This is a genomic window from Flavobacterium sp. (assembly GCF_032153895.1).
Taxonomy (GTDB): domain Bacteria; phylum Bacteroidota; class Bacteroidia; order Flavobacteriales; family Flavobacteriaceae; genus Flavobacterium.
The window spans coordinates 1-23018 of the sequence record NZ_JALDYN010000015.1 but is presented as its reverse complement, the minus strand read 5'-3'; the positions used below and the strand labels follow the sequence as shown (position 1 = coordinate 23018).

General features: G+C 37.2%; 24 protein-coding genes. 8 read left to right on the top strand and 16 right to left on the bottom strand.

Annotation, left to right across the window (positions count from 1 at the left end; all coding sequences use genetic code 11):
* Nucleotides 1–3 precede the first annotated feature (3 nt).
* From RUH60_RS07090 to RUH60_RS07055, 8 genes are all read right to left on the bottom strand, one after another.
* Nucleotides 4–828, bottom strand: coding sequence for a DUF4249 domain-containing protein (locus RUH60_RS07090; protein ID WP_313806811.1), 825 nt, complete (start codon nucleotides 826–828; stop codon nucleotides 4–6).
* A gap of 2 nt (nucleotides 829–830) precedes the next feature.
* Nucleotides 831–3206 carry a TonB-dependent receptor gene (locus RUH60_RS07085; protein ID WP_313806810.1) on the bottom strand — a complete coding sequence of 792 codons (2376 nt, stop codon included), beginning with the start codon at nucleotides 3204–3206 and terminating at the stop codon, nucleotides 831–833.
* A gap of 142 nt (nucleotides 3207–3348) precedes the next feature.
* Nucleotides 3349–5571 (bottom strand): NADP-dependent isocitrate dehydrogenase, encoded by a 2223-nt coding sequence (locus RUH60_RS07080; protein WP_313806808.1) that lies wholly within the window; start codon nucleotides 5569–5571, stop codon nucleotides 3349–3351.
* Nucleotides 5572–5818: 247 nt separating this feature from the next.
* Nucleotides 5819–6169: a 50S ribosomal protein L19 gene (rplS, locus tag RUH60_RS07075; protein ID WP_313806806.1), complete on the bottom strand. Its 351-nt coding sequence runs from the start codon at nucleotides 6167–6169 to the stop codon at nucleotides 5819–5821.
* Between the two features lie 118 nt (nucleotides 6170–6287).
* Entirely contained in the window at nucleotides 6288–6965 is a 678-nt protein-coding gene (gene trmD / locus RUH60_RS07070) for a tRNA (guanosine(37)-N1)-methyltransferase TrmD (protein ID WP_313806804.1), read from the bottom strand.
* A 75-nt stretch (nucleotides 6966–7040) separates the two neighbouring features.
* The gene (locus RUH60_RS07065; RefSeq protein ID WP_313806802.1) at nucleotides 7041–7490 is read right to left on the bottom strand and encodes a DUF1569 domain-containing protein; all 450 of its coding nucleotides are present in this window, start codon (nucleotides 7488–7490) and stop codon (nucleotides 7041–7043) included.
* Between the two features lie 9 nt (nucleotides 7491–7499).
* A complete protein-coding gene (locus tag RUH60_RS07060; RefSeq protein WP_313806800.1) occupies nucleotides 7500–8300 on the bottom strand; it encodes a class I SAM-dependent methyltransferase in 801 nt (266 codons plus the stop codon).
* A gap of 10 nt (nucleotides 8301–8310) precedes the next feature.
* Nucleotides 8311–8769 carry a GNAT family N-acetyltransferase gene (locus RUH60_RS07055; protein WP_313806799.1) on the bottom strand — a complete coding sequence of 153 codons (459 nt, stop codon included), beginning with the start codon at nucleotides 8767–8769 and terminating at the stop codon, nucleotides 8311–8313.
* Nucleotides 8770–8899: 130 nt separating this feature from the next.
* Here RUH60_RS07055 and RUH60_RS07050 point away from each other — a divergent pair, with 130 nt between their 5' ends.
* The 3 genes from RUH60_RS07050 to RUH60_RS07040 all read left to right on the top strand — a co-directional run bounded on the left by RUH60_RS07050 (nucleotide 8900) and on the right by RUH60_RS07040 (nucleotide 10871).
* Entirely contained in the window at nucleotides 8900–9832 is a 933-nt protein-coding gene (locus tag RUH60_RS07050; protein WP_313806797.1) for a peptidylprolyl isomerase, read from the top strand.
* A gap of 81 nt (nucleotides 9833–9913) precedes the next feature.
* Entirely contained in the window at nucleotides 9914–10276 is a 363-nt protein-coding gene (locus tag RUH60_RS07045; RefSeq protein ID WP_313806796.1) for a hypothetical protein, read from the top strand.
* A 70-nt stretch (nucleotides 10277–10346) separates the two neighbouring features.
* Complete coding sequence (locus tag RUH60_RS07040; protein ID WP_313806794.1) at nucleotides 10347–10871, top strand: hypothetical protein; 525 nt, start codon at nucleotides 10347–10349, stop codon at nucleotides 10869–10871.
* A gap of 38 nt (nucleotides 10872–10909) precedes the next feature.
* Here the strand turns inward: RUH60_RS07040 and RUH60_RS07035 are convergent, their stop codons facing one another.
* The 3 genes from RUH60_RS07035 to RUH60_RS07025 form a co-directional block, all read right to left on the bottom strand.
* Nucleotides 10910–11299, bottom strand: coding sequence for a GreA/GreB family elongation factor (locus tag RUH60_RS07035; RefSeq protein ID WP_313806793.1), 390 nt, complete (start codon nucleotides 11297–11299; stop codon nucleotides 10910–10912).
* Between the two features lie 6 nt (nucleotides 11300–11305).
* A complete protein-coding gene (locus tag RUH60_RS07030) occupies nucleotides 11306–12871 on the bottom strand; it encodes an FMN-binding glutamate synthase family protein (protein ID WP_313806791.1) in 1566 nt (521 codons plus the stop codon).
* A 258-nt stretch (nucleotides 12872–13129) separates the two neighbouring features.
* The gene (locus tag RUH60_RS07025) at nucleotides 13130–13693 is read right to left on the bottom strand and encodes a thioredoxin family protein (RefSeq protein ID WP_313806789.1); all 564 of its coding nucleotides are present in this window, start codon (nucleotides 13691–13693) and stop codon (nucleotides 13130–13132) included.
* Nucleotides 13694–13774: 81 nt separating this feature from the next.
* Here RUH60_RS07025 and RUH60_RS07020 point away from each other — a divergent pair, with 81 nt between their 5' ends.
* Nucleotides 13775–14107, top strand: a complete 333-nt coding sequence (locus RUH60_RS07020) for a tRNA-binding protein (RefSeq protein ID WP_313806787.1) — start codon at nucleotides 13775–13777, stop codon at nucleotides 14105–14107.
* Between the two features lie 60 nt (nucleotides 14108–14167).
* Here the strand turns inward: RUH60_RS07020 and RUH60_RS07015 are convergent, their stop codons facing one another.
* Nucleotides 14168–14539: a PUR family DNA/RNA-binding protein gene (locus RUH60_RS07015; protein ID WP_313806785.1), complete on the bottom strand. Its 372-nt coding sequence runs from the start codon at nucleotides 14537–14539 to the stop codon at nucleotides 14168–14170.
* Nucleotides 14540–14611: 72 nt separating this feature from the next.
* A complete protein-coding gene (locus RUH60_RS07010; RefSeq protein WP_313806784.1) occupies nucleotides 14612–16348 on the bottom strand; it encodes an ABC transporter ATP-binding protein in 1737 nt (578 codons plus the stop codon).
* A gap of 199 nt (nucleotides 16349–16547) precedes the next feature.
* On the opposite strand from RUH60_RS07010, the gene RUH60_RS07005 reads away from it, so the two are divergent.
* From RUH60_RS07005 to yajC, 4 genes are all read left to right on the top strand, one after another.
* Nucleotides 16548–17654: a Glu/Leu/Phe/Val dehydrogenase dimerization domain-containing protein gene (locus RUH60_RS07005; protein WP_313806783.1), complete on the top strand. Its 1107-nt coding sequence runs from the start codon at nucleotides 16548–16550 to the stop codon at nucleotides 17652–17654.
* A 79-nt stretch (nucleotides 17655–17733) separates the two neighbouring features.
* Nucleotides 17734–18678, top strand: a complete 945-nt coding sequence (nusB, locus tag RUH60_RS07000) for a transcription antitermination factor NusB (protein WP_313806781.1) — start codon at nucleotides 17734–17736, stop codon at nucleotides 18676–18678.
* Nucleotides 18679–18689: 11 nt separating this feature from the next.
* On the top strand, nucleotides 18690–19169 hold the full coding sequence (locus RUH60_RS06995; RefSeq protein WP_313806779.1) for a DUF1573 domain-containing protein: 480 nt from the start codon (nucleotides 18690–18692) through the stop codon (nucleotides 19167–19169).
* Between the two features lie 18 nt (nucleotides 19170–19187).
* A complete protein-coding gene (gene yajC / locus RUH60_RS06990; protein WP_313806840.1) occupies nucleotides 19188–19463 on the top strand; it encodes a preprotein translocase subunit YajC in 276 nt (91 codons plus the stop codon).
* 49 nt (nucleotides 19464–19512) lie between these two features.
* Here yajC and RUH60_RS06985 read toward each other — a convergent pair whose 3' ends face one another.
* From RUH60_RS06985 to RUH60_RS06975, 3 genes are all read right to left on the bottom strand, one after another.
* Complete coding sequence (locus tag RUH60_RS06985; RefSeq protein ID WP_313806777.1) at nucleotides 19513–20100, bottom strand: YdeI/OmpD-associated family protein; 588 nt, start codon at nucleotides 20098–20100, stop codon at nucleotides 19513–19515.
* A gap of 23 nt (nucleotides 20101–20123) precedes the next feature.
* Nucleotides 20124–21371 (bottom strand): peptidase T, encoded by a 1248-nt coding sequence (pepT, locus tag RUH60_RS06980; RefSeq protein ID WP_313806776.1) that lies wholly within the window; start codon nucleotides 21369–21371, stop codon nucleotides 20124–20126.
* A 36-nt stretch (nucleotides 21372–21407) separates the two neighbouring features.
* A partial coding sequence (locus RUH60_RS06975; protein ID WP_313806774.1) for a M20/M25/M40 family metallo-hydrolase occupies nucleotides 21408–23018 on the bottom strand: 1611 nt, incomplete at its 5' end.

Here is a 23018-nt window from a genome sequence, read left to right as displayed (position 1 = left end):
TTATTATTGCACCGGATAATTCCGCAAATCAATTTCCCCCAAACTGAAATAGCCAAGTGGATACTTTTCAAAAGTAGTCTGATTGACAATATTACTTCGTAAGGTAACCGGAGGTGTGGCAAACGGATTTCCACCATTGGTTGTGGCGATGGTAATCAGTTTGTTCATGTAGTTGTAATACGGTTCGTTTACACCTTGAACCTGAAGTAAAACGGTAGTTCCGGATTCAGTTTCTCCACTCGAATAAAAGCCAAACATCGGATTTCCCTGAAAAAATTCATCACTCAAAGTTCCATATTCCGGAATGACTTTGTTCGGGTTTTTTACGGTTAACAGATAGAAATTATCTTCGGCACCATTGTCCTGAAAAAACCATTTCAGCTGAATTTTATCGCTGCCGTCCACATCAGTAACGGTTTCCTGTTCCACATACATAATTTCCGGAGTTGCTAAAAGGGTATTAGTTGCCGAATAGGTTTCGCCATCGTAAGTAACTTCCAGAGTATAATTTTCATTGATTACCGGAACGAAATTGGTACAAATATATTCGCCTGTGTTTCCAACTTCAATAAACGGAAAAATGGTGCTTGAACTGTTAGTAATCTGAACAATCGCACCAGTTGCCTGAACAACATCATTGGTAAAATAATTGTTGGTCATACTCAATCTGATGGTTTGGGTTTCGCCTGCAGTTCCCTTTTGCCATTTGATGGCGGCGTCAATAACCAATCTCGGATTTTCATCGTTTAAATCGACATCAACAACATCTTCACAACTGGTGATGAAAAGTGTTGAAACAATCAAAAACATATACTGTAGTGTTTTCATCTTTAAAATTTAAAGTTATACGTAACCGATGGAACAATACCGAAAATTGACAGTCGAATCGCTTCGTTGGCACCTGTTTCATAGTTCTGGCGGAAGCCAATAGAAGCCGCATTTTTTCGGCTGTACAAATTGTAAATACCGAAAACCCATTCGCCTTTCCAACGTTTGTTTTCCGCTGATTTTGGAGTTAAAGTTGCCGAAACATCCAAATGGTGATAGTATGGTAATCGGTCACCATTTCTGGAATTGTAACTAGGTACGGTTATCCCTTGATATACATATTTTCCGTTGGGAAACGTAACAGGTTGCCCTGTTTGAAGTGTAAAATTGGCTCCGAATGTCCATTTTTTGTTCCATTTGTAATTTCCGGTTACGGCTAAATTATGCGTTTTATCATAAGCGGAATTGTACCAGTCACTGTTGTTGATTCCTACTTCGGTTGTTGTTCTTCCGGGAGTTTTCTGTTGCGATTTGGATAACGTATAAGCAATCCAACCGTTGAGTTTGCCTGTGTTTTTTCGGAACAAAACTTCTAAGCCGTAAGATCGCATTTTTCCGTTCAGGATAACTTGTTCAATGGCTTCGTTGGCAATCAAATCGGCTCCATCAATGTAATCCATGCGGTTTTTTACCGTTTTGTAATAGGTTTCTACTTCGAGCGTGTAATTATCATCTTTGAAATTTCGGAAGTAACCCACAGCGATTTGGTCGGAAAGTTGTGGTTTGATGTAATTGTCACTCGGCGTCCAAACGTCTAACGGAGTAGGAGAAGCCGTGTTGGAAATCAGATGCAGGTATTGCGACATCCGATGATAGCTCGCTTTTACCGATTCTTTTGCGTTAATTTCATAAGCTATGGCAAAACGCGGTTCTAAATTGTCGAAGTAAGCAATAGTTTCATACTTTTTAAAATATTCGGTAGAAATCGGTTCGCCTTTTTCATAAATCTGAAGTTCTTCATCGTAAGTGACCGGCAGATTGTTTTCGTAATAATTGATGGTTGATTCACCCAATCGGTAAAACAAACTGTAGCGTAATCCGTAGGAAATATTTATTTTTTCGCTGATTTTTTGTTCCGCATCAATATAGAAAGCGGGTTCTAAAGCATATTTTTTGTCCAGTTGTCTGTAATTGATGGACGATTCATCATCTAAAGGTTCAATCGTTCCCGGATTGAAAGTATAATAGTTGGCGTTTGCTCCGTAGGTCAATTTGATATTTTCAGATAGATAATGCTTGAAATCGTATTTTAAATTGACATTTCGGATGCCCGATTTCCAGTTGAATCCGACGAAATCTAAAATCAAGCCGTAATAGTAATCGCTGTAAATAAAAGACAAATTAGAGAACAATTTATCGGAAAATAAATGATTCCAACGGGTGTTGATGGTTGCATTTCCGTAGGTATTGGTAAAAACTTCGCTTAAAGTGAAAACGTCTCGTCCAAAGTATCCGGAAAGATATAAACTGTTTTTATCGTCGAATTTGTAGTTCAGTTTCGTGTTCAAATCGTAAAAATAAGCGGAATTATCATTGTCAGTCAGTTTTAGAAAAAGATGGGCATACGAAGCGCGTCCACCGAAAAGAAAAGACCCTTTTTCCTTTACAATTGGACCTTCGGCTAAAATTCTGCTGGAAATTAATCCGATACCGCCGTTCAGACTGAATTTGTTGCTGTTACCGTCTTTCTGATAAATATCCAAAACCGAAGAAACGCGTCCGCCGTAACGAGAAGGAATTCCACCTTTGTACAATTTTAAATCCTTAATCGCATCTGGATTGAACACCGAAAACATCCCAAAAACGTGTGACGAATTGTAAATTGTGGCTTCATCCAATAAAATAAGATTCTGATCGGCACCACCACCGCGAACATTAAAACCCGATTGCCCTTCACCGGCATTGGTAACTCCAGGTAAAAATAAGAGCGATTTGATGATGTCGACTTCGCCTAAAACCACCGGCATTTGTTTAATAGTAGCGATGGATAATTTATTGACGCTCATTTCCGGTTTTCGGATGTTGGCTTTTTGTTTGTTGACGATAACGATTTCGTCGAGTTCTTTACTAATCTCGCTTAGTGAGAAATTTTTTGTCAGATTGCCGGAAAGATCAATCGTTTCTTCCGTTGTCTGAAAACCGACGGATGAAATTAAAAGCGTATAATTTCCTTTGGGAAGCGTTAGTGAGAAAAAACCATATTCATTGGTAATCGTGTTGGCTTTTGATTCTTTCGTTTGAACATTTACACCGATTAGTCTTTCGTTGGTTTTTAAATCTCTGATAGTTCCGCTGATAGTGAATTTCTCCTGTGAAAATGCATCCGCAAACAAGAATATAAAATAAATCGGAAGATATTTCTTTAACAGCGAAAGCATAATTGTAAGTTGTTGGTTGTCTTACAAATTTCGTGATTTTGAAAGAGAATAATTGTTAAGATTTGGTTAATCTGTTGAGGTTTAATGAAATAAAAAAAGGCGATTCAAATGAACCGCCTTAGAAGTATAATCAGCTGTTAGCTTACGCTAATTTTGCTAATGTTGTATTTAATGTATCACTAGGACGCATTGCTTTTGTGGTAGCGTTTTCAGATGGCTGGTAATATCCGCCAATATCCTGAGGTTTTCCTTGTGCACCAATTAATTCCGCATTGATTTTAGCTTCGTTTGCAGTTAATTCTGCTGCGATTGGAGCAAATTTAGCCTGCAATTCAGTATCCTTAGTTTGGTTGGCCAAAGCCTGAGCCCAATATAAAGCCAAATAGAAGTGCGAACCTCTGTTATCAATCTCACCAACTTTACGAGCCGGAGATTTATCCGTAGCTAAGAATTTGGCATTCGCTTCGTCTAAAGTGTCAGCTAAAACCTGTGCTTTAGGATTGTTCTGTGTTTGTGACAAATGCTCTAAAGAAGCTTGTAAGGCTAAGAATTCACCAAGAGAATCCCAACGTAAGTAACCTTCTTCTGTAAATTGTTCAACGTGTTTTGGAGCTGATCCACCAGCACCGGTCTCGAACAATCCACCACCGTTCATCAACGGAACGATGGATAACATTTTAGCCGAAGTTCCTAATTCTAAAATCGGGAATAAATCGGTTAAATAATCACGTAATACGTTTCCTGAAACAGAAATAGTGTCTTTTCCTTCACGGATTCTTTTTAAGGTTTCCGTCATCGCGTCTTTAACATCCATGATGCGAATATCTAAACCGGTTGTATCGAAATCTTTTAAATACTTCTCTACTTTTTTGATGATTTCTCTATCGTGTGCTCTGTCTTTATCCAACCAGAAAATTGCCGGAGTATCCGATAAACGAGCTCTGTTTACAGCTAATTTAACCCAATCCTGAATAGGAGCGTCTTTGGTTTGACACATTCTGAAGATGTCACCAGATTCAACATTTTGCGATAATAATACGTTTCCGTTTTCGTCTTCTACCGTTACTTTTCCGGCAGCGGTCATTTGGAAAGTTTTATCATGTGAACCGTATTCTTCTGCTTTTTGCGCCATTAATCCAACGTTTGGTACTGAACCCATAGTTTTTGGATCTAAAGCACCATTTTTACGCATATCGTCAATAACTGCTTGGTAGAAACCAGCATACGAACGATCTGGAATAATGCAGATGGTGTCTTCTTCTTTTCCTTCTTTGTTCCACATTTTACCGCCGCTACGAGCTAATGCCGCCATAGAAGCATCCACAATTACATCTGATGGAACGTGGAAATTAGTGATTCCTTTGTCAGAATTCACCATGGCCACACGTGGTCCGTTAGCTAAAGCGCTGTCAATTGCAGTTTTAACTTCTGCTTCCTGTGCGTTTCCGGCTAATTTCTCGAATAAATCCTGTAAACCGTTGTTGGCGTTGATATCTAACGATTTGAATAAATCGGCATATTTAGTGAAAACATCCTTGAAGAAAGTTTCAACAATCGCACCGAAAATAATCGGGTCGGAAACTTTCATCATCGTAGCTTTTAAGTGCGCTGATAATAAAACGTTTTTCTCTTTTGCTTCAGCAATTGCAGTAGCTACAAATGATTTTAAAGCATTTAAGTTCATCACTGAACTATCGATAACTTCACCAGCTTTCAAACCAGAGAAATCTTTTAAAACTTTAGTTGCACCATCAGTTCCTGTGAAAACAATTCTGAATTTAGAATCAGATGCAACTGTAGTTGAATTTTCAGTTCCGTAGAAATCGCCTGAATTCATGTGCGCAACATTGGTTTTGCTGTCTGAAGCCCAAGTTCCCATTCGGTGAGGGTTTTCTTTAGCGTAGTTTTTAACGGCTTTTGGAGCGCGACGGTCTGAATTTCCTTCTCGTAACACGGGGTTTACCGCAGAACCTAATACTTTACCGTATTTGGTTTTGATGTTTTTTTCTTCGTCATTTTGCGGCTCTTCAGGGAAATTTGGAACGGCAAAACCGTGAGCTTGTAATTCTGCAATCGCTTCTTTTAACTGGATAACCGATGCGGAAATATTTGGTAATTTGATGATGTTCGCCTCTGGAGTTGTAGCCAATTGACCAAGTTCCGTTAATGCGTCACCAATACGTTGTTCGTCTTTTAAAAATTCAGGGAAGTTTGCCAAAATACGACCTGCTAAAGAGATGTCTCTCAATTCGATATCGATGTTTGCAGGAGCCGTGAAAGCTTGTACAATGGGTAAAAATGAATGTGTGGCCAACATTGGAGCCTCATCAGTCAAAGTGTAATGGATTTTTGAATTTTGTGCCATTTTGGATGAATTTTAAATGCTATAGCTGTGTTTTTAAAAGTATTTATTGAAAGATGCTTAAAAAAGCGTAGCAAATATAAGAAAATCAGCCCAAAAAGTTGTGCGTAAATCGTTGCTGAAATGAAGAATTATCAGATTGCTATTTTGGAAGTTTTAATTTGTCAAAATGATAATTTAGAGGTGAATTTATTGCATAAAAAAAGCCCCGAGGTTATCGAGGCTGATTTTATAAACTTCAGAAAGTGAATTATCTTCTTCTTTCTTTGATTTTTGCTTTTTTACCAGTAAGTTCTCTGAAGTAGAAGATACGAGCTCTACGAACTTTACCTCTTTGGTTAACTTCAATTTTTTGTAAAGCTGGCATGTTTACTGGGAAGATACGCTCTACACCAACAGCACCAGACATTTTACGGATAGTGAAAGTTTCAGTTACACCAGAACCTCTTTTTTGGATAACAACTCCTTTGAAGAACTGAGTACGAGTTTTTTCACCCTCTTTAATTTCGTAGTAAACAGTGATTGTATCACCAGCGTTGAATTCAGGAAAATCTTTTTTCGCTACGAATTCGTCTTGAACAAATTTTAATAAATTTGACATGATTGTTATAATTAAACGTTTGAATCAGAGTAACATACACGGATATCGTCAGAGGTTAGTCCAATTGTGGCTGCGAAATTACGATTTTTATTTGAAATTGCAAATTTTTGCTAGAAGTTTAATCATCTAACAAATCCGGTCTACGGTTTTTAGTGTGTTCAAAAGCCATGTTTTCACGCCATTTTTCAATCTCAGGTGTGTTGCCGCTTAAAAGAATATCAGGAACTTTCCAACCGTTGTATTCTGCTGGGCGAGTATATATTGGAGGTGAAAGCAAATTGTCCTGAAAACTATCGGTTAAGGCCGAAGTTTCATTACTCAAAACACCCGGAATCAATCGGATGATAGCATCACATAAAACAGCTGCACCCAATTCTCCTCCAGATAGAACGTAATCACCAATAGAAATTTCTTTAGTAATAAAATGATCACGAACTCGCTGATCCACACCTTTATAATGGCCACAAAGAATGATGATATTTTTTAGTAACGACATTGAATTCGCCATCTTCTGATTCAAAGTAGCGCCGTCCGGTGTCATGTAAATCACTTCGTCGTAGTCGCGTTCACTTTTCAGTTTGGAAATACAAGCGTCAATCGGTTCGATACTCATTACCATACCAGCGCCGCCACCAAATTGGTAGTCATCCACATTTTTGTGTTTGTTGGTGCTGTAATCACGAAGGTTGTGCATATGAACTTCCACCAAACCTTTAGCGATGGCTCGTTTTAGAATAGAAGCTTCAAACGGACTTCGGATTAAATCCGGTAAAACGGTAATGATGTCGATGCGCATTTTTTGAGTAATTGAGTCGCAAAGATACAAACTCACACAAGAACTGCCAACTGAATACTGCGACTGTAAACCAGATTAAACTCCAAATTGTCTCAAATGATGATCCAAATGTTTCCACTGAATACTGTCCCATTCTGCATTGGTCATAGGTCCAAAAAAAGGATGCGTATTGGTTCTGATAACTTGTGGTCCTTCTTTAAATCGCTGAACTTTCTGAATCAATTCGGCTTTGGTAGCATCGAAATCATAATGTCCGGTTCTGATAAATGCCGGTGCTGTCGGGCTGTCTTTTTTGAATCTTGGTGCGCTCAATACTTTTTTTCGGATAAAAGTTCTTCCGAAGAAAGCCATAACAGGATTGATTTTTAATTGAAGATCGCCAAAAACTACATCAAGTGGGGCAATACAGTGTGACATCATTTGGTCAACTGTCATTTTTCCCCATTGTGAAAGCGATGTTGGTTCTAATTTATTAATTCTGTCGATAATGTTTTGGTTGCCGTCAGGCGTGAATAAACTTTCCATGTATGATTGTTATTTTTTGATTGCGGTTAGGGAATATACCATAGGTATTTTGTTTTCCAAATGTTTTATTCTGAATCGGTTCGGTTCAAATTCTTCGATGTGGTTGAAACAATTATAAGGTGAGTAATCAAATTCTTGAAACGAAGTGATTTCCAGATTGTTTTTTATTAAAGCCGAAAAAACTTCCGAAAGCGGATGATTCCAACTTACGGTTTTATTTGAAATAGCCGCGTTTTTATCAGCATACGTTCCTTCTTCGGTTTCTATAATTGATTCTACATTAAAATAATTGTAGTCGATTTTCTTGAAATCATAATCAAACATCCAAACAATCGGGTGAAATTCTGCAAAAACAAATTTCCCTCCGGGTTTTAAAAAAGTATGGATGATTTTTGCCCATTTGTCCAAATCGGGAAGCCAGCCAATGGTTCCGTAACTGGTGAAAATAATATCGAATTGTTCGTTGAGATGATTCGGTAAATCGTACAAATCGCAGCAGATAAATTGTGCATCGGCATTCATTTGATCGGCCAATTCTTTTGCTTTTTCAATAGCTCTGTTGGATAAATCAACTCCGGTAGATTGTGCGCCAAGTTTTGCCAACGAAATGGTATCCTGACCGAAATGGCACTGCAGATGTAAAACTTTTTTACCGGAAACATCTCCTAAAACCGAAAGCTCAATGTCGTTTAATGACGAGCGTCCGTTCAGGAAACTTTCCATATCGTAAAATTCCGAAGAGAAATGTACCTCGGTTTTCTGATTCCAGGTATTGCGGTTAATGTCGATATAATCTTCCGGGATTTCCATGATTTTTTATTTAAAGATACAATTCCATTTGAATATCTGCACGATGGTAATCGGTTTCATCCATCGGAACTTTGATAAAGCCATATTTTCGGTACAAATTCAAAGCAACATCAAGCTTGGTGCTCGAAACCAGCATTAAAGTTTTGTAATGGTTGGATTTGGCGAAATCGATACAAGCATCAACCAATAAGTTACCGAGTTTTTTACCTTGAAAATGCTTGTCTACGGCTAATTTTGCCATTTCAATTACGTCGTCGTTTACTTTTTGCATGGCAACGGTTCCGGCAACTTCACCATTAATTAAGCAGAAGAAAATTTCGCCACCGGGTTCTAAAACTACTTTTTCGATGTTTTCAAAAACGTCTTTGTCATGTTGTTCCACAAAAAAATACTCTTCCAGCCAGGCTGTATTTAAATCGATAAAATTTTGTTTGTATTCCGGTTTGTAAGTGATGATAGTTGGTTCCATCGCATGTTTTAATTGCCTAACAAATTTAATGAGTTTTATTGTCTTGTTATTCTGGTCAATCAATTATTTATGAAAGATTTTAGATTTAATATTCGTAATTTTGTCCTTCGAAAATTTAAAACACAAAAAGATGCAAGACGGAATTTACGCAAAATTCAATACTTCGAAAGGAGTGATTTTGGTGAACTTAACTTACGATAAAACTCCTGGAACAGTTGGAAACTTTGTTGGTTTAGCTGAAGGGAAATTAGAAAACGATGTTAAACCACAAGGAAAACCATACTACGACGGATTAAAATTCCACAGAGTAATTCCTGATTTTATGGTTCAAGGAGGTTGTCCTCTTGGAAGCGGAGTTGGTGGTCCTGGTTATCAGTTTGATGATGAGTTTCATCCAGAATTGAGACACAGCGGTCCTGGTGTATTGTCTATGGCGAATGCTGGTCCTGGAACAAACGGTTCTCAGTTTTTCATCACGCATGTTGAAACTTCTTGGTTAGATGGAAAACACACAGTTTTCGGAAATGTAGTAGAAGGTCAAGATGTTGTGGATGCAATCGCTCAAGGTGATTCAATCGATTCAATAGAAATCGTTAGAGTAGGGACAGAAGCTGAAAAATGGAACGCAGTAGAAGCTTTCAGAACTTTCGAAGGTTCAAGAGAAAAAAGATTAGCAGAACAAAAACGTTTAGCGGAAGAAGCATTAGAAAAATTAGCAGCCGGTTTTCAAAAAACAGATAGCGGTTTGCGTTACCAAATCATCCAGAAAGGAAACGGTAAACAAGCGGAAAAAGGTAAAACAGTTTCCGTTCACTACCAAGGTGCTTTAGACAACGGAATGGTTTTCGATTCCTCATACAAAAGAAAACAACCAATCGAATTCTCATTGGGAAGAGGTCAGGTAATTGAAGGTTGGGACGAAGGTATTGCGTTATTGAAAGTTGGTGATAAGGCACGTTTTGTGATTCCATCGTACTTGGGTTACGGTTCTCGTGGAGCAGGAGGTGTAATTCCGCCGGATGCCACGTTGGTTTTCGATGTGGAATTGATGGATGTGAAATAATTTGCTCAAATCATAAAATTTTAAAGCTCTCTTTTTTGGAGAGCTTTTTTTATTAGATTTACGTCCTAAACCAATGAAACTATGAAATTGAATTTATTCGGAATTGCTGCAGTAGCAATGATTGTATATTCTTGTGGAGCTAAAAAGGCAGCTCAAACCTCAAACGATGGTGATGTTGTTACAGAAATTGTAAAAGAAGAAGTGATACAGGCTACCCGTATGGAAGCAAAATCTGAAGCTTCTACCGCTGCAGTTTTAAACGAAAACCAACTTTTCGGAAAAAAAGTATACGAGAACAATTGTGGAAAATGTCATAAATTGTTTGAAACCAACAGCTTTTCAAAAGAAGAATGGAAGCCGATTGTAATCCGAATGCAGAAAAAAGCTCACATCTCAGACGAAGAAACAGCTGCGGTTCTAGAATATGTAACAGCAAGTTTATAACTATTGAAAGCTCTCGTTTTTGGGAGCTTTTCTTTTAAATCGTATTTTTACACCATTATTTTTTCAAATTATGCGTTTACTTTTCGTTTTACTGTTGTTTACTGTTTCGGTGAAATCGCAAATCACGACGATGCATTGTGGTTATGATTTTATGTCCTATTTGGTTTTGGATGTTCACGAAGACGGAAAAAAAGAAAACATCAAAAATCTGAAAATTACGATTGTAGATAGTTTAGGAAACGATTTAATCAACATAAACAATCTGTACAGTTGGAACAACAGCAACAAACCAATGCAGTTTTCTCTGAATTATCAGATTGATGAAAAAGGCAATAAATTAACAGCAGAAAATCCGAAAGCGAGATGGTTTTTTCCGTACGCGAAAGACAATTATCTACTTTCTATTGCCAATACTTTTCCAGCCGATAATTTCCGTTTAAAAGTGGAAGATTTAAACAAGAAGTACAAAACACAAATGGTGCAGTTGTATGCGTTCAATATGTATGTTTTGTGTGCTTCACAGAGTGAAAAAGCGGTTCAGTTCGGTAAAAAGCAAAACCGTCCGATTGATATTGTTCTTGAAAAGAGCAAATAAAAAAACACCGCCATTTTAATGAGGTGTTCTTTCAATTATTAATTTTCAAGTTCATTTTCAACTGCAATTACTTTAAAGGTTTTTATCCCGGCAGGTAATTCCCAGTCAATCTGATCGTTTTCTCTAAATCCGATGATGGCAATACTGAGCGGTGCCAAAACAGAAATTTTGTTCTCTTTTACATTTGCCATCGACGGAAGAACAATTTGAAAAGAAACTTTCCTTTTCGCAGTAAGATCTTCAACGGTTACTGTCGAATTTAACCGAATAAAGTTTTCGAATTGGTCAAATTCTTTTACAATAATTCCGCGATCCAGTTCTTCGTTTAAAAGCATTAAGTCTTTAGAATTAGCGGTGTTAATGTTTTTCTTGGTTAATTCTTTCAGCAAATGATATTCATTTTTTGAAAATGTTGGAATTGGTTTCATAAGTATTTAATTAAAATTAATAGGTTCTGGATTTTGTCTTCTCGTTAAATTTGAATAATAGATTTCAGCAAAAGTTAAGCTTGAATTTTCAGAGGTTTTTCGGGAAAATATGTCCGGAGTTACATCTTTAGGATTAATAAAACCGCAAGCGCCAATAAATTCTGCTAAAGCTTTTAATGTGTTTTTATGGAAATTGGCTACACGAACACTTTTGTCGGATACCTCTAATCCTTTGTAAAGCGATTTATTTTGGGTTGCAATGCCAACAGGACATTTTCCACTATCGCATTGAAGCGCCTGAATGCAACCTAAGGCAAACATCATTCCGCGTGCACTGTAACAAGCATCTGCTCCTAATGCTAAAGATTTTGAGATATCAAATGCCGAAATGATTTTCCCGGATGCCATAATTTTAACATGCTCCCGAATACCAAATTGTGTCAAGGTTCGGTTTACAAATACAATTGCATCGGTAAGTGCCATTCCCATATGGTCGATAAATTCCAGGGGAGCCGCGCCAGTTCCGCCTTCTGCACCGTCAATGGTAATGAAATCCGGATAGATTCCTGTGGTGAACATCGCTTCTACAATTTCGATAAATTCATCTTTTCGTCCGATACAGATTTTAAAACCGATTGGCTTGCCGTTAGATAATTTTCGAAGTTTGGCCAAGAAAAGCATTAAGCCTTCCGCATCACTAAAAGCGGTATGTGCCGAAGGAGAATGTACAGTTGTATTCGGTTTTATACTTCTAATTTTGGCAATTTCAACAGTGTTTTTTTCGGCGGGTAATAAGCCTCCGTGTCCTGGTTTTGCACCTTGAGAGAGTTTTACTTCAATCATTTTTACTTGAGTATAATTGGCTCTTTCTGTAAAAAGTTCATCGGAAAAATTACCTTCATCATCTCTACAGCCAAAATATCCGGTACCAATTTGCCAGATTAAATCACCGCCTTGTAAATGATAGTCGCTAATGCCGCCTTCTCCGGTGTTATGTGCAAAATTACCTAGCTGAGCGCCTTTGTTCAGAGAAGTAACCGCTGTCTTGCTAAGCGCTCCGTAACTCATGGCGCTAATATTGAAAATGCTTGCGTTATAAGGCTGTTTGCATTGTTCATTTCCGACAGTAATTCTAAAGAGTTGTTCATTTGCTTTTTTAGGATAAATAGAATGAGCAGCCCATTCGTAACCTATTCGATTAGGGTCATCCTGCATACCAAATGAAATGGTCTGTTTTTCGTTTTTGGCTCTTTGATAAACGATGGGACGTTGTCTTCTGTTGAAAGGTTTTCCGTCTAATTCACCTTCGAAAAAATACTGCCGAAATTCTGGTCGAATAGACTCAAAAAAATAACGAAATCTCCCTATTAGAGGGAAATTTTTAAGTAAAGTGTGCTTTGACTGAAAACTGTCCAGACACACAATTAAAATAATGAAAAGTGGAGCAATTAAATGTACTGAATACTCCTTATGAAACAATGCGGCAACTGTAACACCTATTAAAAATGTTATAGCAATAAACCAGATTATCTGGCGCGCCACAAGATGGTCAAAAAACTTTCTTGATGACATAATTATAAAATGTAAGGCAGCGAACCTCGAAGTGAAGCCGCTTTGTTATGAAAATAATTTCAGAGTTGTAAAAAAGAAATCCTCCGCCTGAGAAATGTATGTAGAGTTAGACGGAGGCCTAATTGATGAAGGCCTTATTGTGTGAGAATAACACAGAAAGCCTGCACGAAATGCAAGCTAATTTTGTTTGGTATGTGTTATTATAATTCAAGTCATTGAAAATTATAGTTTCAAATGTAAGGAAAGAAAAAGTTCTGGTCAAGAATTTAACTTCCATTTAATATTACAACCAATACTGGGTTTCTGTTCCGGATTGATGCTTCGGTTGTAGATTACGCCGTCAATGGCATTTCGTAAGTCACTTCCGCTTAATGGGATTCCGTTTCCAGGGCGACTGTCGTCTAACTGACCGCGATAAACCAATTTGTCGAAAACATCAAAAAGATAAAAATCTGGAGTACAGGCAGCGTCATAAGCTTTGGCAACTTCCTGACTTTTATCGTATAAATAAGGGAATTCGATGTTGTTCTTCAGTGCAAAATCCTGCATAAGTTCCGGAGAATCTTGCGGATATTTTGCTACATCATTACTGGAAATCGCGATAATTCCCATGCCTTGAACGCGGTAATCGTTGGCGATACGAACTACTTCTTCAATTACATGATGCACAAATGGACAATGATTGCAGATGAACATTACCAAAGTACCTTTTTTACCTTTCAAGTCTGAAAAGGAATATGTGTATCCTGAATTGGTGTCTTTCAGTAAAAAATCTGGAGCAATTGTTCCCAAAGGAAGCATGTTGGATGGAGTTCTGGCCATAATCATTTAATTATCCGTTAAAATTACTAAACAAAAATGAATTTTCTGACTGAATTTGTACTTTAGTGAAAAACAGAAAGTATGCTTACCTGGGAAGAATTTGAAAAGGTCGAAATGCGTGTTGGAACTATCATCGAAGTGAATGATTTTCCCGAGGCGAGAAAACCAGCTTATCAATTAACAATAGATTTTGGTGCTGAAATTGGGATTAGAAAATCATCGGCACAAATTACAAAGCGTTATCAAAAAGAGGAATTGCTTAATCGTCAGATAATTGCTGTTGTCAATTTTCCTAAAAAACAAATCGGAAAGTTTATGAGCGAATGTTTGGTTATGGGTTCAGTTGGAGCGGATAACGATATTGTTTTATTGGCTCCGGATTTTGCAGTCGAAAACGGTTTACGAATCGGTTAATCAATAGCATAGAAATAAAAAAGCCCAAAGTTGAATTTGGGCTTTTTTTATAGTATTCGATTAAATATCGTCGAAATCAATATCAGTGTAGCTTCCGCCAGCTTTAACTTCTTCTAATTTTTCAGAAAATTCTCTTTTGAAATCTTTCTGGTGTCTTTCAGAAATTACTTCTTCACCTTTTTGGTTTAGAACGAAATCTGTCATTTCGGTTAAAATTTCCTGAAAAGCAGCGAAATCTTCTTTGTACAAATAAATTTTGTGTTTTTTGAAGTGGAACGATCCGTCTTCTTCCGTGAATTTTTTACTTTCAGTAATCGTGATGTAGTAATCTTCCGCTTTTGTTGCTCTCACATCGAAGAAGTATGTTCTTCGTCCTGCTCTTAAAACTTTAGAAAAGATCTCTTCCTTTTCTAACATTTCATGTTCTCTCATAGTCCTTCTTTCAAAATTTAATTGTGTTAGGTGAACTCAAAAATCTGAAAAAAAACTGTAAATACAAATATTTTAAAGTATTTCTTTTTCGGAAAGTTGTTTATAATACAGCTCTTTGTAATAACCTTCCTGATTTACAAGCTGATAGTGAGAACCTTGCTGAATTATTTTTCCATCTTCCAAAATTATAATCTGATCGGCGTTTTTGGCAGAAGAAACTCGGTGACTTACAATAATGGTAGTTTTGTCTTTGCAGAATTCGGAAAGATTGTTTAAAATCGCTTCTTCCGTTTCCGTATCAACGGCTGATAAACAGTCGTCTAGTAGTAAAATTGGTGCATTTTTGATTAAAGCTCTGGCAATCGAAACACGCTGTTTTTGTCCGCCGGAAAGCGTAATTCCACGTTCACCTAAAACGGTATCGTACTGATTTTTAAACTTGGCGATGTTTTTATGGACAACGGCTTTTTTGGCGGCATCAATAACTTCTTCGTCGGTAGCATTTTCTTTTCCGAACTTGATGTTGTTTTTAATTGAATCCGAAAACAAAAAGGCGTCCTGTGGAACAAATCCAATTTGGTTACGGACATCATATAAATTCAAATCTTTAATACTAGTGTTATCAATCGTAATACTTCCTTTTTCAATGTCATACAAACGACTGATTAAAGACAAAATAGTAGATTTTCCAGAACCGGTTTTTCCTAAAATAGCCAAAGTCTCTCCTTTTTTCAAAGTTAAGGAAACGTTTTTAAGTGCTTCAATTCCAGTGTCTTCATACGTAAAGGAAACGTTTTGGAAGGCAATTTCTCCGTGAATTTCAGATTTTGTTTCCACGGTATTCTGAATTTCAGGTTCCACTTTTAAAAACTCGTTGATTCTTTTTTGTGAAGCTTCCGCTTCCTGAACCATAGACGAAACCCAACCAAGTGAAGCGACTGGCCAAGTAAGCATATTGATGTAAAGGATAAATTCAGCAATTACACCAATATCAGGAATCGAACCGTTGATGTACATCATTCCGCCCACATAAATCACAACGAGATTGCTCAAACCAATCAGTAAAATCATAAAAGGACCAAATAGCGACTGAACTTTTGCCAAATCAAGGTTTTTGGTCTTACTTTCTTTGGATAAATCTGTGAAATCGTTTTGTTTCTGACCTTCTAAAGCATAAGCTTTAATCACCCGAATACCGGAAAACATTTCCTGAGTGAAAGTCGAAAGTTTGGAAAGATTTTGTTGGTACGCGGTACTTCGTTTATTGATTTCGGAACTGATTTTGAAAATACTGTACGCTAAAATTGGTAATGGTAAAAGTGAGTATAAAGTTAGTTTTGGCGATACGATATACATCTGAACCGTAACCACTGCAAATCGAATCAAGGTATTTATCGAATACATTACTGCCGGACCAACATATTGGCGCACTTTTCCAACATCTTCGCTGATGCGGTTCATTAAGTCGCCGGTTCGGTTTTGTTTGTAGAAATTCTGGGTTAAACGTTCGTATTGCTGGAAGATTTCGTTTTTTAAATCGAATTCAATGTGACGAGACATTACAATTAAAGTCTGACGCATTAAAAAAGTCAAAAATCCGGCAATTAAAGTTGTAGCTAGAATTAATAAAAGATTTTTGGTGAGTGCTTCAGGAGATAATCCTTTATGTTCTAAAATCTTAAAAGATTCTCCAACCAATTTAGGTGTATATAAGGTGAAGAATTGTGCTACAATTGTAATGATAATACCGAGCAGAAATCGATATTTATATTTGATGAAATATTTGTTTAAATATTGAAGTTCTTTCATTGTTTGGGGTGAATTTTAATAATTCTAATGAAATTATGTTAAAAACATGTTTTTTGTATTGTAAAAACGACTTTTTATTCTGAAAACAAATATTAAAAATAAATTAATTTTTCGGCTTAACACTGAAATATTCTGAATAAAATTGTAATTTTGCAATCGGTTTTTGAATATAATTCAACTCAATAAAATAATATACAACATGATAACAGAAGTTACAAACGCTAATGAGCTTCACAAAATCGACCCGGTTTTCGGTCAGGTTTCCTTTGATAATCATGAGCAAATCGTATTTTGTCACGACAAAGATACTGGATTAAAAGCAATTATTGGTGTTCATAACACAGTTTTAGGACCTGCTTTAGGTGGTACTCGTATGTGGAAATACACGAACGAATGGGAAGCGTTAAATGACGTTTTACGCTTGTCTCGCGGGATGACTTTTAAATCAGCAATTTCAGGATTGAATCTTGGAGGAGGAAAAGCAGTTATCATCGGAGATTCTAAAGTGGATAAAACACCGGAAATGATTGCTAAATTCGGTCAGTTTGTAGATTCATTAAGCGGAAAATATATCACTGCAGAAGATGTTGGTACAACTACTGCTGACATGGATTTAATCAAAAAGTATACGAACAGCGTAACCGGTATTTCTGAGTCAATCGGAGGTTCTGGAAACCCTTCACCTGTAACTGCTTACGGAGTTTACATGGGAATGAAAGCTGCTGCAAAATATCAGTTTGGTTCAGACAATTTAGAAGGTAAAAAAGTATTAGTTCAAGGTATCGGTCACGTAGGTGAAACTTTGGTAGAATTGATTTCTAAGGAAGGTGCTATCGTTCAGATTGCCGATATCAACGAAGCGCGTTTACAGGAAGTTGGTGCTAAATACGGTGCTAAAGTTTTCTCAGGTGGTGATTTATACGGTGCTGATGTTGATATTTACGCGCCTTGTGCTTTAGGAGCAACTATCAACGACGACACTATCGAGAAAATTCAAGCGAAAGTTATTGCGGGTGCTGCTAACAACCAATTAGCTGTAGAGCAAATTCACGGAGCAAGATTACAGGAAAGAGGTATTTTATATGCGCCGGATTTCTTAATCAACGCAGGTGGAATCATCAATGTTTACGGTGAAATTGCTGGTTACGGAAAAGACGAAGCAATGCGCAGAACACAAAATATCTACAACACGACGTTGGATATTTTCAACTATGCTAAAGAAAACAACATCACGACGCATCAAGCGGCTATGAGAATGGCGCAAGAGCGTATCGATGCTAGAAAAAAAGAAAACGCAGGAAAATAATTTACTGTCAAAATATTTCTTAATTTTGCGGAGCGGGAGAAAATCTTCCGCTCCGTTAATTTTTAAAGTTCTTACCAAGATGTTAAACAGAAGACATATCCGTGTAAAAGTGATGCAATCGATTTATGCGATGTACCAAAATCATTCCGATAATCTGGAGAAAGAAGAAAAATTTCTGCTGCAAAGTATCGACAATGTTCAGGATTTGTACCTGATTATGGTTTCGGCTCTAGTTGAAATCCGTAAAGCGGAAGAAGATTTTATCGAAAAATCCAGCAAAAAACATCTTGCGACCAAAGAAGAACGCAATCCCAACCGAAAATTTATCGACAACAAAGTTTTACGCTTGCTAGACGAAAGCAATTCGTTATCCATCGCTTTAGAAGACCGTAAAATCACCAACTGGAAAAACAACGACGATTACATTTTGCTACTTTTAGAAGAGGTGAAATCAAGCAAATTGTATGAGCAATACATGAGCAACGGAAAAGCTGATTTCGATGCAGACAAGCAATTTGTAGTCGATTTGTTTACTGAAATCATTGCGCCAAACGACAAATTATACGAATACTTAGAAGATCATAAATTGACTTGGATTGATGATATTCCGTTGGTGAATACAATGATTGCAAAGCAGTTAAAGCAAATTAAAACCGAAGATGAAACTTCTTTCTATGTTCCGAAATTGTACAAAGACGCCGATGACCGCGAATACGTAAGTCATTTGTTCCGAAAAACAGTTTTAAACGATGAAGTTTTAGCTAAAGAATTCATGGATAAAACACCAAATTGGGATTCAGAACGTATCGCAGAATTGGATACGATTATTTTAAAAATGGCGATTTGTGAGTTTTTGAAATTCCCATCGATTCCGGTAAAAGTAACAATTAACGAATATTTAGAATTGGCGAAAGAATATTCTACTCCAAAAAGTAGTATTTTTATCAACGGAATTTTAGACAACTTGGTAAAGGAATTCCAACGCGACAATAAAATGGTTAAAACCGGCAGAGGTTTAATGTAATTAATTAAAGTATGATGAAAAAAACTTTCGGAATGTTGGCTGTGGCAGCTTTAGTCCTTTCAACTTCTTGTAAAAACGAAAATGCTTCGGAGAAAATTAATCCGGAGAATGTTGCCAAAGCTGAAATGGAAAGTGCTGTTTCAGGTAAATTGCCAAAAATCAAATTCAACGAAGCGGAACACGATTTCGGAACGATTAATGAAGGTGATAAAGTAGAAACGACTTTCACAATTTCCAATGAAGGAGAAGCCGATTTAATCATCATGAACGCACAAGGAAGCTGCGGATGTACGGTTCCGGAATGGCCAAAAGAACCAATCAAACCGGGAGCTTCTGCGGATATGAAAGTTACTTTCAATTCATCAGGAAAACCAGGGCAACAGCAAAAAACGGTTACTTTAACAACCAATACGGCTGAAGGTTCTGAAAAAATTACAATTAAAGCAAATGTTACACCAAAAGCAGGAGGTTCCGCACCGGCTGCTCACTAAAATAGAGTTATTATGGATATGGGACAAATGAGTTCGTTTTTGCCACTTTTATTGATGTTTGCCGTGGTTTATTTCTTAATGATCAGACCGCAACAACAACGTGCAAAAAAAGAAAAAGAATTTGAAGCCGCTTTAAAAGTGGGTGACAAAATCATCACAAAATCAGGAATTCACGGAAAAGTTGCTGAATTATACGAAGATTCAGTAGTTGTGGAAACAATGGCAGGAAAAATCAAAATGGAGCGTTCTGCCATTTCTTTAGAATTGAGCCAGAAAGCAAACGCTGCAAAATAATTTTCAGTACAATATAAAAGAAAAGCCTCCGTAATTGGAGGCTTTTTTGTTAACGGTATTTGTCGTTTAATCCTTTTCCTTCTAGAACCAAAGGTTTGATTTTTTCGATACGAGAAAGCTTTGTTTTTTCCTGTTTCGCCGATTCAATATGTTCTAAGAATTCACGTTGTTTGTAAGGTGTGAAAGCTTCGAAAGCTGTTTTTAGAGCTTTGTCGGCTTTGAGTTCGGCATTCCATACTTCGGAAACGATTTGTTCTTTCTTTTCGGGTTTGATGGCTAAACCGGCTTTTTCATTGGCAATCGCTTCGTTGATATAATGTAAGATGAATTTTTCGTTTTTCAGAATTTCTTCCTTCGACTCGAAGCGCCATTGACGCAATGCTTTGGTTACACCTTCGTTGGCATTTACCAAAACTTTTTTTTCATCTTTGAGAAAAACTCCGTTGAAAAACCAAACGCCAACATACGATTTAAAACCGCCAATGCCAATCACATTTTTTTTATTGATGGTGTAAACCGGGCCGCCCCATTTGGTCATTTCTTCCAGTTCGGTTTTATCGATTATGGATTTTAAAACGGCCAATTCTTCGTCCCATTGGTTGGTTTTGTTCCACGGATTTTTTTCACTCATTCCCATATGATAATCGGATTAAAAGGAAATTAATTTTTGTATTTCTCAGCAGTCAATTCAGCGATGCGGATGATAACATCGATAGCTTTTTGCATGCTTTCCACCGGAACATATTCGTACTTTCCATGGAAGTTATGACCGCCTGCGAAAATATTAGGACAAGGTAATCCCATAAACGATAAACGCGAACCGTCAGTTCCACCGCGAATTGGTTTAATTAATGGTTTGATGCCTAAATCTTTCATGGCTTGTTCGGCTAAATCAACAATGTGTTTTACCGGTTCAACTTTTTCGCGCATGTTGTAGTATTGGTCGGTTACTTCGATCTCAACGATGTCTGCACCAAACTGTTTTGCGTATTTTTTGTTGAATTTCTCAGCAATTTTAACCGCTTTCTTTTTACGTTTTTCGAATTTTTTACGGTCGTGGTCACGGATAATTAGCTGAACGTTCGTTTCTTCAATACTTCCGTCTAAATGTACTACGTGGAAGAAACCTTCGTAGCCTTTGGTTCTTTCCGGAACTTCATCTTTCGGAAGTTTGGAAATGTATTTCGTAGCCAAAAGCATAGAATTAATCATTTTTCCTTTTGCATAACCCGGATGCACGCTTTTCCCTTTGAACTTCAATTTTACACCGGCAGCGTTGAAGTTTTCGTATTCTAATTCACCGATTTGGCTTCCGTCCATAGTGTAAGCCCATTCGCAACCGAATTTTTCTACATCGAAAAAGTCTGCTCCCCGACCGATTTCTTCGTCAGGTGTGAAACCAACTTTTAACGTTCCGTGTTTAATCTGCGGATTATTGATTAAATATTCCATTGCAGTTACAATTTCTGTAACTCCGGCTTTGTCATCGGCACCTAATAATGTGGTTCCGTCGGTTGTAATTAAGGTTTGTCCTTTGTACAACAATAAATCTTCAAAATACGAAGGCGATAAAACAATGTTCTGTTCTTTGTTTAAAATGATATCGCCACCATCATAATTCGGAACAATTTGCGGTTTTACATTCGCTCCTGTAAAATCTGGAGTAGTATCAAAATGCGCCACAAAACCAATCGTCGGAACTTCATAGTCTAGATTGCTCGGTAAAGTCGCTTGTATGTATGATTTGTCGTCAATGGTAACATCTTGTAAACCAATGGCTTTTAATTCGTCTACTAATTTATTAGCTAAATCCCATTGTTTAGCTGTACTTGGCGTTGTTTTTGAGTTTGGATCAGATTCCGTGTCAACAGTTACGTAGCTGATGAAACGGTCAATAATATGTTGCATAACAGGTGTTTTTAAGAAGAACAAATATACGGTAAATTAAAAGATTACCTTAACTGTTTGGGCTTTTCCGTCTCTTAAAAAAGTGACTTCTTTTTCGTCTCCGGAATTAATTTTCCCAAGGCATTCCATGTAACTGTATACTTCTTTTATGGAACAATCTCCAATTTTGGTGATTACGTCTCCAGCCTGAATTCCGGCTTTTTGGGCAGGACGGTTTTCGGTAACGCCATCTACGTGTAAACCATCGCCGTGATCTGTATAATCCGGCATGATACCTAATGTAACTTTGTATTTTGGTACTACTTTTTCGGCGGTAATTTTGGTTTTGGTGAATTCGATTTTGTCTAAATTTCCGATAGAATTAACTGTTCTGAAGATGTAATCAACAATAGAAGTTACTCCGGTATAATTGATTTTTTCTTCATCGTCACTTGGTTTGTGGTAATCCTGATGCGTTCCGGTAAAGAAGAACAACACTGGAATATCTTTCAGATAAAAAGAAGTATGATCGGATGGGCCAACACCGCCAGTTTCCTGAGTAATGTTAAATCCTGCAGGTTTGTTTTTCTCAATGATTTCAGGGAATTTTGGAGAAGTTCCGGTTCCGCCTACGACCATTGCTTTTTTATCGTCTATTCGTCCAATCATGTCCATGTTAAGCATCGCTTCTACATTCGGATACATTTTTTTTATTGTGGAAGCCATGTGTTTTGAACCGATTAAACCGTCTTCTTCGCCCGAAAATAAAGCAAAAATAACGTTGAAGTTTTCTTTGTTTTTGTTTTGCGAATATATTCTGGCTAACTCTAAAACACCAGCAACTCCTGAAGCATTATCGTCAGCTCCGTTGTGAATTTCTCCTTCCGAATTCATTTTGGTAGAATGATGGTGTTCGTTCAATCCCAAATGATCGTAATGCGCGCCAATTACTATAGTTCGTTTGGCTTTGTTATCTAAATAGGCGATTACGTTGCTGCCATTATTCGGTTTTCCTTTGGAAATGGTATCGTGAGGATTTAATCTAACGGAATATGTAAATGGCTGTTGAAACGATTTACCATTATAGGGCTTCAAACCTAATTTTTTGAACTCTTTTTCAATGTATTGAGCCGCGAGTTTTTCTTCTTTGGAGCCGGTTAATCTTCCTTTCAATTCATCCGATGCCAAATACGAAATATGCTTTTTCAAATTTGACGGATTGATGGTTTCCGTTTCATCCGAATCAACCCAATCGGCAATGAAAACGTTGGTTTCACGAGCTTTTCCCTGTTGACGGTTGCTCGAAAATACCAATTTTTTACCATCAGGTGAAAACATTGGAAAGGCGTTGAATTCGCTTTCGTAGGTAATTTGTTTCAAACCCGTTCCATCAGTATTAATCATGTACAACTGAAAATCATAACCTCTTGTGGCATGATGATTCGAAGAAAATATAATTTTTTTATCAGAAGGATGGAAATAAGGCGCCCAATTGGCTTTTCCTAAATGGGTAATCTGCTTTAAATCGGAACCATCGATGTTGCAGGTGTAGATTTCCATTTCAGTTGGAGCGACTAAATTTTCGGCCAGCAACTCTTTATAATCTTTAATGGCAGCTTCCGTTTTTGGTCTTGAAGAACGGAAAACCAGTTTTTTACTGTCGTGCGA

Bases quoted from the DNA above. Each gene is read 5' to 3' on its own strand.
- RUH60_RS07060 (WP_313806800.1), bottom strand. From the start codon at position 8,300: ATGGAAATCCCGGAAGATTATATCGACATTAACCGCAATACCTGGAAT.
- RUH60_RS07090 (WP_313806811.1), bottom strand. From the start codon at position 828: ATGAAAACACTACAGTATATGTTTTTGATTGTTTCAACACTTTTCATC.
- RUH60_RS07005 (WP_313806783.1), top strand. From the start codon at position 16,548: ATGATAACAGAAGTTACAAACGCTAATGAGCTTCACAAAATCGACCCG.
- RUH60_RS07045 (WP_313806796.1), top strand. From the start codon at position 9,914: ATGAAATTGAATTTATTCGGAATTGCTGCAGTAGCAATGATTGTATAT.
- RUH60_RS07010 (WP_313806784.1), bottom strand. From the start codon at position 16,348: ATGAAAGAACTTCAATATTTAAACAAATATTTCATCAAATATAAATAT.
- RUH60_RS06995 (WP_313806779.1), top strand. From the start codon at position 18,690: ATGATGAAAAAAACTTTCGGAATGTTGGCTGTGGCAGCTTTAGTCCTT.
- pepT (WP_313806776.1), bottom strand. From the start codon at position 21,371: ATGCAACATATTATTGACCGTTTCATCAGCTACGTAACTGTTGACACG.
- RUH60_RS07015 (WP_313806785.1), bottom strand. From the start codon at position 14,539: ATGAGAGAACATGAAATGTTAGAAAAGGAAGAGATCTTTTCTAAAGTT.
- rplS (WP_313806806.1), bottom strand. From the start codon at position 6,169: ATGTCAAATTTATTAAAATTTGTTCAAGACGAATTCGTAGCGAAAAAA.
- RUH60_RS06985 (WP_313806777.1), bottom strand. From the start codon at position 20,100: ATGGGAATGAGTGAAAAAAATCCGTGGAACAAAACCAACCAATGGGAC.
- RUH60_RS07080 (WP_313806808.1), bottom strand. From the start codon at position 5,571: ATGGCACAAAATTCAAAAATCCATTACACTTTGACTGATGAGGCTCCA.
- RUH60_RS07025 (WP_313806789.1), bottom strand. From the start codon at position 13,693: ATGGCCAGAACTCCATCCAACATGCTTCCTTTGGGAACAATTGCTCCA.
- nusB (WP_313806781.1), top strand. From the start codon at position 17,734: ATGTTAAACAGAAGACATATCCGTGTAAAAGTGATGCAATCGATTTAT.
- trmD (WP_313806804.1), bottom strand. From the start codon at position 6,965: ATGCGCATCGACATCATTACCGTTTTACCGGATTTAATCCGAAGTCCG.
- RUH60_RS07040 (WP_313806794.1), top strand. From the start codon at position 10,347: ATGCGTTTACTTTTCGTTTTACTGTTGTTTACTGTTTCGGTGAAATCG.
- RUH60_RS07055 (WP_313806799.1), bottom strand. From the start codon at position 8,769: ATGGAACCAACTATCATCACTTACAAACCGGAATACAAACAAAATTTT.
- RUH60_RS07035 (WP_313806793.1), bottom strand. From the start codon at position 11,299: ATGAAACCAATTCCAACATTTTCAAAAAATGAATATCATTTGCTGAAA.
- RUH60_RS07065 (WP_313806802.1), bottom strand. From the start codon at position 7,490: ATGGAAAGTTTATTCACGCCTGACGGCAACCAAAACATTATCGACAGA.
- RUH60_RS07030 (WP_313806791.1), bottom strand. From the start codon at position 12,871: ATGTCATCAAGAAAGTTTTTTGACCATCTTGTGGCGCGCCAGATAATC.
- RUH60_RS07020 (WP_313806787.1), top strand. From the start codon at position 13,775: ATGCTTACCTGGGAAGAATTTGAAAAGGTCGAAATGCGTGTTGGAACT.
- yajC (WP_313806840.1), top strand. From the start codon at position 19,188: ATGGGACAAATGAGTTCGTTTTTGCCACTTTTATTGATGTTTGCCGTG.
- RUH60_RS07050 (WP_313806797.1), top strand. From the start codon at position 8,900: ATGCAAGACGGAATTTACGCAAAATTCAATACTTCGAAAGGAGTGATT.
- RUH60_RS07085 (WP_313806810.1), bottom strand. From the start codon at position 3,206: ATGCTTTCGCTGTTAAAGAAATATCTTCCGATTTATTTTATATTCTTG.